Source organism: Micromonospora sp. NPDC049529, assembly GCF_055586685.1.
Genome location: NZ_JBVJHT010000008.1, coordinates 245625 through 260007 on the forward strand (window position 1 = coordinate 245625; position 14383 = coordinate 260007).

Here is a 14383-nt window from a genome sequence, read left to right on the forward strand (position 1 = left end):
GGACACCGCCCTCGACGGTGTAGATGTACCGCTCGCTCGATGGGCTCCACGTGGCGGACATCAGGGTCGGGGAGCTGGCGGCGACCTTGTTCTTTTGCCAACCGACGGAGCTGCCGTAGGTTTCGTAGATCGCACCCGCTTCGAGCGTGTACAGGTAGCGCGACAGGGTCGCGGAACCGCTTCCCCATTGCCCGAAGTCCGCGTCGATCGCCTCATCGAGGTCACAGTCCGCGCCGCCGACCGTGATGCCGTTCTGGACCTGCCTCAGCTGCGCCCGTGAGTCCCACTGACCGCTGGACCACGCGTACGTTTGCCACCCCCAAGTGATCTTGGCGGCGTCAAAAAGGCGTTTGATGACGTAGTAGCCGCCGTAGGCTCCGGTACGGCTCCGGCCAATGACAGATGCGATTCCGTCGAAGTACGAATTGAGCGCGGCCTGTTGAGCTGCACTAGCGTCGAAGTCGACGCTGAAGTAGATGGGCCGATCCGCCGGCATGCCACAAACCGCCGCCTGCCGTTGCGCTTCCTGGGCGTCGCTCACGCCTCTGGCATAGCCCTCGAGCGCCGCGCTCGCGGTGGCCTCCCAGTTGGCGACGATATCGATGCCGGCCCCAATCAGGGACTGGGCCTCGGCCGGGGTGAGATTCTTGTCCGGGGTGTAGCTGAGGTATCGGCAGACGAAGGTGTAACCGGCCGCCGTGATGGCTGACACTCCTGGGCGGTCCCAGGAGTAGTCGATTCCCTTTCGGTTGCCAGCGGCCAGAGCCGCGCGGGGCATTGCGAAAACTGCAGCCGAGGCAATGGCTACTCCGGCCGCACCCAGCAGCAGGTTGCGCCTGGAGGGATTACCTAGGCCAGAGAAAGGGCTTTCAGGCATTTCAACTCGATTCTGTCTGGTGGAGAGATGAGGACCGGGAGGAGTGCGGGTGGTTGAGACAGCGCTGGCCCCATCGGACGTCCGATGGGGCCAGCTGAACGTGCCCGGGCTGCGGGGTCGATCGTGAGGCGCCGGTTACGGGTGAACTCTGGCTACTGAGTCCTGCTCCAAGTCGCGGAGAATGACGTCGAGGTGCCGTAACCGACCCGGTTTTTCTGCCACCCGGTCGGGCTGCCGTACAGTTCGTAGACGCCGCCGTTTTCGAGGACGTATACGTAACGCGCGGCCTGCGGACCCCAGGTCGCCGAGACGCCGGTGGCGACCGTCGAGGTGACGGCGACCTTCTGCCACCCGCTGCTGCCGTAATACTCGTACAGCACACCGTTTTCCAGGGTGTAGATGTAGCGCTTACCGGTTGGGCTCCAGGTTGCCGATATGGCGCTGGCCGACGGGGCCGCAAGGACCCGAGTTTTCACCCAGCCGGTCGGGCTGCCGTAAATCTCGTACATCACGCCGTCTTCGATGACGTAGAGGTACCGCTCGCCCTGCGGACTCCAGGTTGCGGAAAGGGAGGTCGCGATGCTGGACATTACGGCGTTTTTCTCCCAGCCGGTGGGACTGCCGTACGTCTCGTAGATGACACCGTTCTCGATCGTGTAGATGTAACGGCGACCGCTTGGACTCCAGGTGGCGGAGAGGACGCTCGACGGACTGGATATGACAGCGTTTTTCCGCCAGCCGGTCGGACTGCCGTACGTCTCGTAGAGTGTGTTGTTCTCGATGGTGTATAGGTAGCGCTCGCCGGACGGGCTCCAGGTGGCGGAGACGGTGTTGGTGGCAGCGGAGGCTACCGTGTTCTTTTGCCACCCCGTGGGGCCGCCGTATGTCTCGTAGAGGGTGCCCCCCTCTGCGGTGTAGATGTAGCGCCGGCTTGGTGAGGTTGCCAGGTCGTCCTTGATATGTGCATACCTGATTGCCTTTGTGTAATTCACGGTGAGATCATAATAGGAATTGAATCCCAGTGCGCCTACGTTGTTCACTCGATAGGGATTCTGCACCGTCTGGCCGTAATCATTGAAAGAGTAGACGTAGGCGCCTGCCCCATGGTTGTCCGGATCTTTCCAGAATGCGAAGAGTTCCATGTGTCCGTGGGTAACCACTGCGTCACCAGGAAGGAGCTGATCGAACGGAATTTCAGACCAGCGTGAATCGGCGCCCATGAAGTCGCCCGTGATGGGACTGTCCTGAATGTGCCAGGCCATGGAAACGAGCCCGGAGCAGTCGCGCCGGTAGTTCTTGCCCGCAGGGTCGCCAGCACTTGCTTCCTGGGTGTAGGTGATCTTTCTGTCCACCCAGTATTGCGCCCGATCGAGCACCTCGGATCGGGTGATGTCCCCGCCTACTGTCGATGCCGCCTGGGCGGCCTGTGGGGCGTTTGCCATCTCCAGGCCTGCTCCGGCGCTCAGGCCGAGCCCGCCCGCGATTGTCACCCCAAGCAGGCCGGCCAGAACCCGCCTACGTCCAGTCAATCCATGCATGCAGTCGTCTCCATCGTTACTCGTCTCGACCTGTCTGCGTCAATGAGGTTCTCCTGAGCGGTGACCCAAAGACGTTGTATCCACCGCCGATGTGTCGTGGTCCCGACAACTCCTTGCGCTAATCATGGTGGCAATACTTCGGATGAATCACATCCAGCGAGGCGACGGTAGATCACAAGTCTTACGGACTGGAACAGCCCACGTCACCATCTACGTCTGGCAGGTTCCTGCCACCGTTTTCTGTCACTCAGAGTAATTCTCTTGAGGATCTTGCCAACGCTACCTGGCAGCGGGATACTACTGAGCGCTCCATCATGGCTACGGGGGAGAACAGCAAGTGATCGCAGATGTCACGCTTCCGAATAAAGTAGAGGCGTCGGACTATGCTCCGCTGGCACAGGTAGTGCTGAAATTAGGCGCTAGATGGCGACCTGAACGGGACCTGAGCGCTCGGACTCGATTGGATGAACTGTCGGTAAGAGCGGAGCGGGAATGTGATGTTTTCGTGCCGCTGGACTCCGGCCAAGCGGAGGCAACCAAGGCACTTGTCGGTGCGGTCGTGAAGGACGGTGTGACGGTCCGCATGCTCGTTCAGGAGACGGACGACAACTTTCACCGCTTCGTTGCCCCTGCAGACTGGTCGATTGGCTCCGGCGGCGGACTACGCCTGGTGTCGACCATCCCGTTGGCCGCTGTCGTCGTGGATCGCAAAGTAGTGCTTCTGCCAACCGGCCTTCTCGGCTCCGGGACCGCTGTGATGGAGGTGCGAGCCCTCGGTCTGGTGTCGACCATCTGCGCGATGTTCGAGCAGCTCTGGTCGGCGCGCTCGCTTCAGGAAAATGCGCAGGCCGATCCTTGGGCCTTGACGTCACAGCAACGCCAAATGCTGCAGATGTTGGCGGAAGGGGCAACCGATGAGGTTGTGGCCCGCCGTCTGAACGTCTCGGTGCGAACGCTTCGTCGCAACGTCGCCGAACTGGCCCGGCGGCTCAACGCGTCCAGTCGCTTCCAGGTGGGCGTGCTGGCGGTACGCGCCGGCTGGCTCTAGTCGGCCTGCTCACCCAGACCGGGTGGCCGGACGGGATGACGGTGGTCGTGCGGGCGGACCGCCTTCACCCCGGCGCGCAGCTGACCCTGTTCGAGCACCGCGACGGGTGGCGCTACCCCGCGTTCGTCACCAACACCCGGTCAGGGCGTTGCAGTGGTTGGAAGCCCGTCACCGCGCCCACGCCCGCGTCGAGGAGCGGATCCGCTGCGCCGAGGACACAGCGGCCTACGCCGACTACCCTCCCGCGAGTTCGTCATCAGCCAGCCCGGTGCGCCTTCGCCGCGATCGCCACCGATCTGACCGCCTGGCCTCAGATCCCCGCCCTGACCGGCGACCTGGACCGCTGCGAGCCCAAGACGCTGCGCTGCCGGGTGCTGCACACCGCCGCCCGACGGTCCATGGGCCACGCCGCCGACGGCTACGCATCCCGTCGACCTGGCCCTGGGCCACCCACATCGCCGCCGCCGTCACCCGAATCGCGGCGATTCCCGCACCAGGCTGACCTCACGGATCGGCCCTGACCCCACAACCCGGAGGGACCAAGGAGACCCCGCCGCCGGAGCGACAGCCGGCCACCCGACCACGCCCCATCCGCGGCCACCGATAGATGGCGATGGCGTCGAGCGGGCCGAGTCGACGGGTCAGCCACGCGAATAATCGAGGTTAGGTACCCGTCGGGCACAGTTCCGTGTGCCGATCGAAAATTCCGATCGTGCCTGTTGCAATCTCGATCGAGTGTTCCCTTGTCTATCGAATATATGAGGGACACTCCCGTGCGGCGAGGGTAGTTGAGATAGTCCTGGCCCCACCGAACGCTCGGTGGGGCCAGCGAAGGTAGCCTGAGCTACGTGGTCCTTTGGGTCCGCACGGAAAGTCGTATGGACGTCTAGCTAACTCCAGGTCGCGGATAGCTCGGTTGTCGTGCTGTAATCGGCGTTGATTCGGTTTTTCTGCCAACCCTCAGTGCTGCCATACGTTTCGAAGAGTCCGCCGTTCTCAACGGTGTAAATGTACCGAAAGCCGGTGGGGCTCCACGTTGCAGACAACTCAGTCGCGGCGCCGTAGTTGTAGGTAATTTGATTCTTTTGCCATCCGGTAGGGCTACCATAGGTTTCGTAGAGCGCGCCATTCTCAAGAGTGTAGAGGTAACGGCGACCACTGGGGCTCCATGTTGCGGACAACTCGGTCGCGGCGGTCGTATTAGTGTTTACCTGGTTCTTCTGCCATCCGGTGGGGCTACCGTAGGTTTCGTACAGCACACCGTTCTCAATGGTGTATATATACCGTTCGCCACCGGAATTCCACGTCGCGGATACCTCGGTCGCGGCAGTGTAGTTGAGGTTGATCGAGTTCTTTTGCCATCCGGTGGGGCTGCCGTACGTCTCGTACAGAACACCGTTTTCGAGGGTGTAGATGTATCGGAAGCCACTTGGGCTCCAGGTCGCGGACAGCGCTGATATCGCTCCGTAGTTGAGGTTGATCGAGTTCTTCTGCCATCCGGTGGGGCTGCCGTACGTCTCGTACAGAACACCGTTTTCGAGGGTGTAGATGTACCGGAAGCCACTTGGGCTCCAGGTCGCGGACAGTTGCGTCGCTGCCGTAGTCCCAGCATTAATGGGATTGATCTGCCATCCGGTAGGGCCGCCGTAGGTCTCGTATAGGTGTCCGGCTTCCGCCGTGTAGATGTAGCGGTGGCTACGCACGGCACCAGTCCACCAGGTGGTCTGTTGACGCGCACCAGACCAACTGAAGCTGAAGTGGATGTGGTTCGTGTGGCAATCGTTGGGGTCACTGGTGTCGCAATCGTAGTTCCGCCATCCTTCGCTAGCCCGGCTAGCACTCCAGATCTTGCGGTTCCAGATGATGTACATGATGCCTAGTCGACGCGCGATGGCATGTCGGTTGCCGTACTGGTCGGTTGCATGCAACCAGTTGAGAATGTCCTGAGCGTCGGCAGCCTGCCCGGCGTTGTTGATGTCCAAAGAGTAGTCGAGCGCGCGCCCCTCTTTGTGCTCACTGGTTCCGCCATTGCTGCAAGGCCTGGAGATATTCCAGGCATGACTGCCGTACGTGCTATTCAGCAAATTTTTGAAATCTACGACACCAGGTTTGTCGCTGAAACTGCACGTGTCCTGTGCGTCATGGGCGGCGTAACCGTCAATTTGTGAACCGAAAGACGGTGTGGGTGGCGCCGCATTGACACCTCCGGAACTAGTCAGTAATGCTGCAGAAGCTACGGCCGCTGCAAGAAAGTAGGTAACGGAGCGACGCAAGACCCCAGAGCGCGTGACAATTTTCAACTATGCTCCCTTGTGAATCCGCATTTGACCGCAGCAGTACCCGACTCCGACTCTAGGTCAATTCGACCGGACTTCTACCGCGGCGCAGCGAGTTCGATCTGAATGGGCTCGACGTTAAGAACCCCGTGACATCAACGATCATCATCATCGGCTATTCCCGGCAATCGCCACAATATGATCGACATCACAACCCGTTGCTATGGCGTTACCATCGGTTAGTCGATATGGGTGTGGGCCGGTGGGGCCGGGGAATCTTACCGGGATCTGAACCGGGTGTGTCAGGTGAATGGCCCTGTCTCACATTCGGTGGTGACCGAAGGTGGTCGATGTCGTTGAGATCATGTGTGCAAGATCGATGATCTTACGAAGATGGTGTTCGCGGGAATGTCCCCTCTGGTGGTCGACGACGTCACGGACGAGGGCGATCGTGTGGGGCTCGTAAAGCCGGTTTCGCGATGCTGCCTGCGAATATTCGTTGATCAACCCGCCGAGGATCGGGCGCCGTCGGATCCTCGGCGGCGGTCAAGTCAGTAACTCCCCACGGCGGGTTGTGCGGCTGCTGGCCGGGCGATCGATGTGGTCGGTGGTTGTTGTAGTGGGCCGTGTACTCGGCGAGGGTGGCCGCGAGGTGGCGCTCGCCGACGATGAGCATCCGGTCAGTGCACTCCCGGCGTACGGTGCCCACCCATCGTTCGGCGAACGCGTTCGCCCGGGGTGCCTGCGGCGGGGTCTTGATCACGTCGATGCCGTCCGCGGTGAACACCGCGTCGAAGACCGCCGTAAACTTCGTATCGCGGTCGCGGAGCAAGAACCGCGGCCCAGCCGCGCGTTGGTCGAGGTCCATCAGTAGATTCCGTGCCTGCTGGGCTACCCGGGCACCGGTTGGATGGGCGGTCACCCCAACCACGTGGACTTGGCGGCTGGCGATCTCGACGAAGACGGGAAAGTTGAGCTCGTGCCCGGCAACCCGCTGCACCCGGTCGTGTCAGGAGACCTCGCGACGAGGTGGTCTGCCTACTTTGCCGTCCCTGAACAGCCGTAGCCGCCCTCCGGGTCCGCCGTGAACCCGCCGAACAGGGGAGCCCCCGCTGCTGCAACCCCTGGACAACGGCCACCCGGTGGATATCCGGGGACCAGGTACGCCGTAGGAACATCAGGACGAGGCAAACCTGGCCTCGCAGGATTGCCATCACCGCACCGGACGGCTTCGACCCGTCACCAAACTCATCTGAGCTGGTTCTTCACCGGGCCCTGCTGGAGATCAACATGATGATGGCATCCACGGTGCGTGGGATCTGGGACATCGATGATTCGATCGGATGCTTGCCGGTGTGTCGGGTGTGACGGCGGTGGTCGTATCGGGGGTAGCGGCTTTGCGCGCCCGTGACCACTTCAGCCCGGAACATTAGGGATCCGCCGTGTCCGGCGCCAGCCACAGGGTGACCTATGCCGTCATATGTCAATTTATGAGGGTAGCCGCTGCTACATCACGCCCCTAATATCTACGTTCAGCAAGGCATCACTCACCAGGCGCTACGCGTCAGCGACTGATCACGAAGGGCCAACGATGGACATCTCGCCGTTCCTCGACCGCAAGCTCGCCCGCCGGTTCGCCACCTACGACACCAATGGCGACGGCTACATCGGGGGCGAGGACTTCGCCCGGTCCGCGGTGCGGATGGCCGAGGAGTTCGGTCACCTCGTCGGCTCCCCCACACGGCACCGCCTGGAGGAGCTGGCCGACCAGATCTGGCGGCATCTCGCCGAGGTGGCCGACACGGACACGGACGGCCAGGTCAGTGAGACCGAGTACAAGGCAGCGTTCGCCGCAGGGTTGCTGGAGACTCCCGACTCGTTCGACGCCGGCTACCTGCCGTTCCTCGACGCCATCATGGCGATCGCCGACACCGACGGCGACGGGCTGCTCACTAGCGACGAGTACGTCCGCTGGACCGGCTCGCTGATGAACCTTCCCGAGTTCGACGCCAGAGAGATCTTCCAGCGGCTGGACGCGGACGGTGACCACTATGTCAGTACCCGCGACCTGTTGGAGGCGATACGCGAGTTCTACTTCAGCGAGGACCCGGACTCGGCGGGGAGCTGGCTGCTCGGGCCGCTACCGGCGTCGTACCCGGTCAGGTGACGCCACGGCGGTCGGCCAGCCGCCTCGGGTGCCCGTTCCGAGGCACGACACCGCCACGAGGAACTACCTGCCCCGACGCTGTGACGTCAGGTCGACGTCCTGACCGGACAGGGGCCGGAGCCGGCATCGGTACGGCAGGTGATCGGTGCCGACACGCTCGACCAGCAGTAACGCACCTCGTCGATCTTGTCTAGCGGCTGGAAGTAGGCGGCGTACCCGGTGACCTGGTGATTGGTGGGCGACAGCCGGGCGACCCCGCCCGGCCGGGTCACGCTCGCCCGGCCGTCGGCGTCGGTAGTCGCGGAGAACAGCGCCTCGCTGTGCGCGTTGTTCGGACCCACCACCGTGACCGCCAGCTTCACGGTGACCCCGGGGAACGGTTCACCGTCCCTGGTCAGCCGCGCGCTGACGGTGAGCGGGGCGGTTACGTCGTCGACCTCGACCGCCGACACCTGGAGCACGGTGTCGGTGCAGCCGCCAGCGCAGCCGCCGAGCGGACCGACAAGGCCGCCGACGAGCACCAGGGCGAGCAGCCCGGTGCGTCGCCGGCGGCCCTTCGCCGGAATGCCGGTCAACATGCCCCGCCGTCGCCGGTGTTCTCCTGCCTGGGTGCGTGCTCGCCGTCGAACGGCCAGGCCGCGTACGCCAGCAGGTCGAAGATGTAGTCGTCCACGTCGTCTCCCGGATCGAGCATGGTCACCACGCTCGGCCGGCCGCCGGGCACGGTCACCCCGTTGCGGGACTTCTCCGCCAGACCGGGCCAGACCGCCAGGACGATCTCGGCCAACGGAATGCCCCAGGTGCTGACCTCCAACGTCACACGGCTGGGTTGCCGCAGATCGTAACGGTGGTAGTAGACGCTGTCGTACAACCGGGTCAGCTGCAGGTCCTGTTTGAAGAAGTCCGGTCCGATGATCTTGTCGATCCGCAACAGCAGGTCGATGTCGAGATCGAGGTGGACGCCGGCCATCGACATGGTCGCCTGACCGAAGGTGCCGTCGAACGCCAGGAACAGGTAGCCCAGCTCCCTGGGCAACTCGAACGGCAGATCGGTACGTACGTTACCCGGCCGCAGCGTCGCCTGGCGGATGTCGGTGAGGTGGAACGTGATGTCACTGATCCAGCTCTCTCTCACCTCCGCGTGTCCGGCGAACAACCCGCGTACCAACCCGAAGCAGTTGAAGAATTCCAGGTCCACGTCCTGCCTCGGCACCCGGAGGTGCAGGTTGCCGACCATCCGCAGATCGTCGGTGTCCGGGACCGAGGTGATCGTGACGACCTGGGTCTCCGGCGCGAGTTCGACGGTGGTCCGGTGGCCGAGGTTGGTGATGTGCAGTTCCAGGTCGTCGGGACCGACCACCGCGAGATCGGTCTTCTGCACCAGATTCGCCTCGACCTCCACGTCGATGTCGAGAGTGTCCCGTCCGTCGTTCGCCGTGTAGTCCACGGTGGGCAGGTTGTCGCCCTGGGCACTGCCGAAACCTCTCGCGCCGAACGTCATGTCGGTGGGAACGTCGCTCAACTGGACCTGGCCGGTGGCCGGGTCACCGTTGAACGTGCCGGTGGCCTTGATGGAGAGGTTGTCGACAACCGTCGAGTTCTTGACCCGCACCGAGGTGGGCGAGCCGACCTTGCCACTCACCTCCAGGTCGCCCGGAATCGGGTCGAGACGGGCCATCGCCCGAGTCGAGCCGAAGATCGGCACCTGGTCGGCCTGGGCGTGCAGGTCCAGGGTGCCGGCCGAGGCCACGTCCGAGTCGTACCTGATGGTGAGCGTGTCGGTGAGGTCGATCGGGCCCAGGGTGAAGTTGATCCCGGACGGCAGGTCGGTCAGCGTCGCCTCGGCCTTGATCCGGTCCGGCGGCGACGGTACGAAGACCGAGTCGTCGACGTACAGGGTCAGCGTGTTCGTCCGGGGCTGGTAGCCGGCGAACGAGTAGCTGCGTGTTGTCGGGTCGACGGTGACCCGGGTGGGCAGTCCCGAGACGTTGATGATCCCGGTCAACCCGAAGCATTTCCCGTCCACACAGAACGGCCCCTGGTCGGCGCAGCCCGGCCCGGTGCCGCAGCCCCGGTCCACCACCGAGGCACCGTTGGCGTAGCGCGGTGCCCCCAACCCGCTCAGTGCGGCTACCTTGCCCAGCCAGAACTGCGTCTCCACGTCGAGTGTCGTGTCGGCGGTGTAGTCGACCACCCCGTTGGCGGAGCTGAAGGTGACTGTTCCCGGGATCGGCCCGAGCCGCCCGAGTGCCCCCAGCCGGACGTCCTGCGCACCGCCGGCAGCCAGCCGGACGTCGCCGTCCAGCGCGATGGTCTGCCGATCCGCGTGGTAGCTGGCCGTGATCGACGAATCGGAATGACCGAACTCGGCGTCCCGCAGCCCGGTGATCGACGCGCTGCCGTCGATGTCGCCGCTGACCTCGTCGTAGTGGGCGGCCAGGTGTGACCCGTTCGGCGCCAGGGCGCCAGCGTGGTTGGTCACCGCGAACGCGGCGCTGCCCAGCGAACTGCCCTCGGCGGCCCGGAAGGCGTACGTGCCGTTTCCCCAGTCCGCGTCGAACCGGGCCGGCACGCCGCGTACGTCCGCGAACGCGGACCAGGTCCGGCCGGCGTACGGCACGTGGGCCAGGAACGAGATCGCCGAGATGGGTGCCGACATGGTGGTCGCGGCGTGCCGGGCCGGCAGGTCGACCAGCGCGTCCACGGTGGCCGGCACCCCGGTCACCGAGGCGGTCAGGTAACCCGTGCTGGCGCTGGTCACGGTCAGACCGACCGAGTCCACCGCGGCGGAGTTGCGGACGGCCACGGTGGTCCGGTCACCGACCGTACCGTTGACATGCATCGTGGCCGGCAGCCGGCCGATCGTGGCCCGGCCGCGTACCACCGGGAAGGTCTGGTTGGTGGTGGTCAGGTCGGCGTCGAAGCGCAGGCTGCCCAGCGGCGCCGAAGCGGTGTACCGGAAGTCGATCGAGCCGCCGCTGACCTCGACCGGGCCGATCGTCATGTCCAGCTCGGTCGGCAGACCGGAGAGGCTGGCCAGGGCACGTACGTCGGGCAGGGTGTCGACCAGCCCGGCCAGGCGCAGGTACGCCTGCAACGGCGCGGCCGGCGGCCGGTAGCCGGTGAACACCACCGTACGAGCCCGGGTGTCCACAGCCAGGTTGCTCGGCAGCCCGGGTAGCCGGACCGTGCCGACGAGTCCGAGGCAGCGGGTGAAGACGGTGCAGAACACGCCCTCGTCCTCGGCGCAGCCGTTGCCGGTGTCGCAGCCGTTTCCGACCAGGGCCACTCCGTTGGCGAACAGCGGTGCGCCCAGCCCCGCGAGCGCGGCCACCTTGCCCACCCGTACGCCGATGGTCAGGCCGACGTTGCCGCTCGCGGTGTAACTGAGCCGGCCGTCGGCGAAGGTGGAACGGATGGTGCTCGGCAACCCGTCCACCCGGGCCACCGCGGACAGTTGGGTGTCGTCGACGCCGTTCGCGGCGAGCAGCACGTCCGCGTCCACGAACACGGGATCACCTCCGGTGTCGGTGTCCAGCCGGAAGGTCTGTCCGCCGCCGTCGCGCGCGTATTCCACCCAGGACAGGTTGCGCACCGACACGCTGCCGTCGAGGTCACCGGTGACCTGCCGGTAGCGCACGGCCAGGTGCAGCCCGGTCGGTGCGACCTGGCCGGCGTGATTGGTGACCGCGAGCCGGGCTCCGCCGAGCGGTCCGGACAGGCCCCTGAACCGGTAGGTGCCCTCGGCGAAGTCCGCGTCGAACCGGGCCGGCACGCCGGTCAGGTCGGCCATCGCGGTCCAGTCCCGACCAGCGGACGGCAACCGGACCACCGCCGCCAAACTGGTCAGCGGATCGGACTGGGTGCCGTCGAGGTGTCGGGCCGGCAGGTCCAGCAGGAAGTCCATCGTGCTGGCCAGCCCGGCTGCGGCCGCTGACAGGTAGTGGTCCTGCTGCGGGCGCAACGTCTCCACGTGTGCGGGGCTGGCGAACACCTCCACCTTCTGCACCCGGCTGGTCGCCTCGTACCGTAGCCGAGGCCGGTCACCGAGGTCGTAGGAGAGGTTGATCCGTTCGGGCAGCTCGTTCACGGTGGCGAACAATGTCGGCCCGGCGGCCGTGTTGGTGTACGCGGCGAACACTCGGTGGATCACCGAGCTGGTCTGGTACGCCACCGTACGCGCGGCGGTGTCCACGTCCAGCGACGCGGTGGCCGGCAGGTTCGACATCTCCAACCGGGCCTTGTGCAGCCCGTCCAGGTCACCCGCGGCGACGAAGGGCTGCCCGCCCGGGTCGAACGTGGTGGTGAGCCGGGGATGCCCGTCATAGTAGGCGTCCACCTGCCGCATACCGGTGACCCGGGCGGACACGCCCAGCGCGGTGCCCGCGGTGACCAGCGTCGCGTGGTCGCCGTCGTACGGCGCGAACGCGCCGAGGTTGCGCGAGATGGCCACGGTGGCGGAGCCGAGCGGCTGGGCGCCGTTGAACGCCACGTGGCTGGTGCCAGTGTCGGCGGTGAGCTTCACCTCGGTGGGCAGCCCGCGCAGCGAGCCTCGGCCGACCAGGCCGCCCGCCCTGTCGTACACCGCCACGTCCAGTGCGGCGAGCTGGCTGGCTGCGGTGTAGTCGAGATCGACCCCGGTCTCGGTGTTCGCCAACGCGGCGTTGAACGAGGTGGGGATCGCCTCGGCGGTGGCCTGGACCGCGTTGACCAGGCCCGTGGGCTGGTAGCCGAAGTCGGCGAAGAGCACCCGGTCGATGCCGGCGGACGCCTGGTACTCAAGGGTGGCCTTGCCGCCGGGAGGCCGGGTCAGCTCGACGAACACGCTGGTGGGCAACTCGTCGACGGCGAGCTGGGTGAACTCGTCGACGCCGTCGCGGTTGCTGAGCACCTGGACGTCCAGGTGGGTGGCGGTGTCGCTGGTCGAGTCCACCACCACGTTCTGGTCGGTGGTCTCGCTGCCCGGATCGATCCGGGCCCGGGTGGAGAAGATCGACGGTACGGGCGAGAACCGGGCACTTGCCACGGTCGGCTGGTACGGGTCACCCGCGTCGTCGTCGGTGACCGAGGCCAGCCCGGCGGTGACCGCGAGCGCGTCGCCGGCACCACCCTGGAACAGCCGGGCCTGGATGTCGTACACGCCCCGGAGCAGGGTCACCGGGTTGAACGTGAACAGTCCCAGGGTGCCGGTCGGCAGCGTGCTACCGCGCCGCAGTCCGTCGAAACCGACCGAGATCCGCTGGTGGCCGGGGAGGTCGTAGACGGCCCAGACGTGCGCCGGCAGTGGCTGACCGGCCAGTTCGCTGGTAGGCAGTCGGAGCGCCAGCAGGGCGACGCCGACGTTGATCAGGTCCAGCAGGGCCTCCAACTTCTCCGTCAGCAGCGCCTGGAGATCTTCGATGAGGTCCTGCAACCACAGCCGTTCGATCAGCAGCTCGGGGTGAAGGATGATCTGGAGCGGGTCCCTGAGCAGTTCCAGGACGACGGCGAGGCGATCCTGGGCCGCGGTGAGGGTGGACTGCACATCGAGGAGCTGGCGCGACGCGGCGACCACGTCGCCGGGAAGCGCCACCGGCAGCAGATCGGCCAGTACGTCCGGGGTGCCGTCACCGGTCACGTCAACGATCGCGGGTACGGCCAACGGCAGGGTGAGCGAGCAGGACACCGTCTTGGTGGCCGACTCCGAGCAGATCCGGTACGTGATCCGCGGAATGCCGTCAGGCAACTGCTCCAGCAGCGCCAGTGGGTCGACCGGCAGCGGTGGCGGGATGTTGCCGCTGGCGAGTGCCGCGATCAGCGCTTCCAGCGTGACCGGGTTCGCCGGATCGACGAACTGGGCCGAGGAGACCTGGGGTTGGAGTTTGCGGGCGTCCAGGTCCGGGGTGCGGTCCGGGTGGAGCCGGCCGGCCTGGTCGAGTGTGGTGCTGGCGTCCGCCGAGGTGGCGTCGATCAGTTCCTGGGCGGGATGCATCGGTACGGTGAGCGGCACGGGCCTGACCGGCGGGTTCGGCACCACCGGGGCCCGTTCGACGTCGACCGTGCCGGCGGCGGGGTCGACCGCGGGTAGCGGGGCGACCGGCGTCAGCGCGGCGGATTGCCCCCGGTCGACCTGCACCGAGCCGGGTGCCGGATCGAGGGGTGGCACCTGGGCGAGTCGCGGCATCATCGCCGTACGCGACGGCTGCGTGGTCGCGTCCGGCGTCGTACCGTCCGGTGTTGTCGAACCGGGTTTCGAGCTTGCCGCGCCGGGCTTCGGAGCTGCCGGAACAGGCTCGGCGCGGGCCGGATCCGGTACCGCGAGTTGGCCGGCTACCAGAATCGCGACAGCGGCGGTGGTCAGGAACGTGCGGCCATGGCTTGCACGACTGTGCATGACGACGCCTCCCCCGGGTGGCGATGGACGCGGTAAGCCTCTCCCATACATTGACAGGCGTCTACTAATGGTTGGGTATCCGACATTTGCTCCGGGTCCCTGAC

At 65.6% G+C, this 14383-nt stretch carries 8 protein-coding genes and 1 pseudogene; 3 read left to right on the top strand and 6 right to left on the bottom strand.

Annotation, left to right across the window (positions count from 1 at the left end; translation table 11 throughout):
- Together ACZ6QQ_RS16220 and ACZ6QQ_RS16225 are read right to left on the bottom strand one after the other, a co-directional pair.
- A partial coding sequence (locus ACZ6QQ_RS16220; RefSeq protein WP_465877053.1) for a DUF1906 domain-containing protein occupies nucleotides 1-712 on the bottom strand: 712 nt, incomplete at its 3' end.
- Between the two features lie 317 nt (nucleotides 713-1029).
- A complete protein-coding gene (locus ACZ6QQ_RS16225) occupies nucleotides 1030-2415 on the bottom strand; it encodes a hypothetical protein (RefSeq protein WP_465877054.1) in 1386 nt (461 codons plus the stop codon).
- An 892-nt stretch (nucleotides 2416-3307) separates the two neighbouring features.
- Here ACZ6QQ_RS16225 and ACZ6QQ_RS16230 point away from each other — a divergent pair.
- Nucleotides 3308-3463 carry a LuxR C-terminal-related transcriptional regulator gene (locus ACZ6QQ_RS16230; protein ID WP_465877153.1) on the top strand — a complete coding sequence of 52 codons (156 nt, stop codon included), beginning with the start codon at nucleotides 3308-3310 and terminating at the stop codon, nucleotides 3461-3463.
- Nucleotides 3460-3965 (top strand): annotated as a pseudogene (locus tag ACZ6QQ_RS16235) (transposase); the annotation flags it as partial. The gene ACZ6QQ_RS16230 and the pseudogene ACZ6QQ_RS16235, both read left to right, overlap by 4 nt.
- Nucleotides 3966-4353: 388 nt before the next feature.
- Here the strand turns inward: ACZ6QQ_RS16235 and ACZ6QQ_RS16240 are convergent.
- Together ACZ6QQ_RS16240 and ACZ6QQ_RS16245 are read right to left on the bottom strand one after the other, a co-directional pair.
- Nucleotides 4354-5763 (bottom strand): VldE C-terminal domain-containing protein, encoded by a 1410-nt coding sequence (locus tag ACZ6QQ_RS16240; protein ID WP_465877056.1) that lies wholly within the window; start codon nucleotides 5761-5763, stop codon nucleotides 4354-4356.
- Nucleotides 5764-6172: 409 nt separating this feature from the next.
- A complete protein-coding gene (locus tag ACZ6QQ_RS16245) occupies nucleotides 6173-6607 on the bottom strand; it encodes an integrase core domain-containing protein (RefSeq protein WP_465877154.1) in 435 nt (144 codons plus the stop codon).
- A gap of 723 nt (nucleotides 6608-7330) precedes the next feature.
- Here ACZ6QQ_RS16245 and ACZ6QQ_RS16250 point away from each other — a divergent pair.
- Entirely contained in the window at nucleotides 7331-7906 is a 576-nt protein-coding gene (locus tag ACZ6QQ_RS16250) for an EF-hand domain-containing protein (RefSeq protein WP_465877057.1), read from the top strand.
- A gap of 86 nt (nucleotides 7907-7992) precedes the next feature.
- Here ACZ6QQ_RS16250 and ACZ6QQ_RS16255 read toward each other — a convergent pair whose 3' ends face one another.
- Nucleotides 7993-8484 (bottom strand): hypothetical protein, encoded by a 492-nt coding sequence (locus tag ACZ6QQ_RS16255; RefSeq protein ID WP_465877059.1) that lies wholly within the window; start codon nucleotides 8482-8484, stop codon nucleotides 7993-7995.
- Nucleotides 8478-14279, bottom strand: coding sequence for a hypothetical protein (locus tag ACZ6QQ_RS16260; RefSeq protein ID WP_465877060.1), 5802 nt, complete (start codon nucleotides 14277-14279; stop codon nucleotides 8478-8480). The genes ACZ6QQ_RS16255 and ACZ6QQ_RS16260 overlap by 7 nt, the downstream gene beginning before the upstream one ends.
- Between the last annotated feature and the right edge of the window lie 104 nt (nucleotides 14280-14383).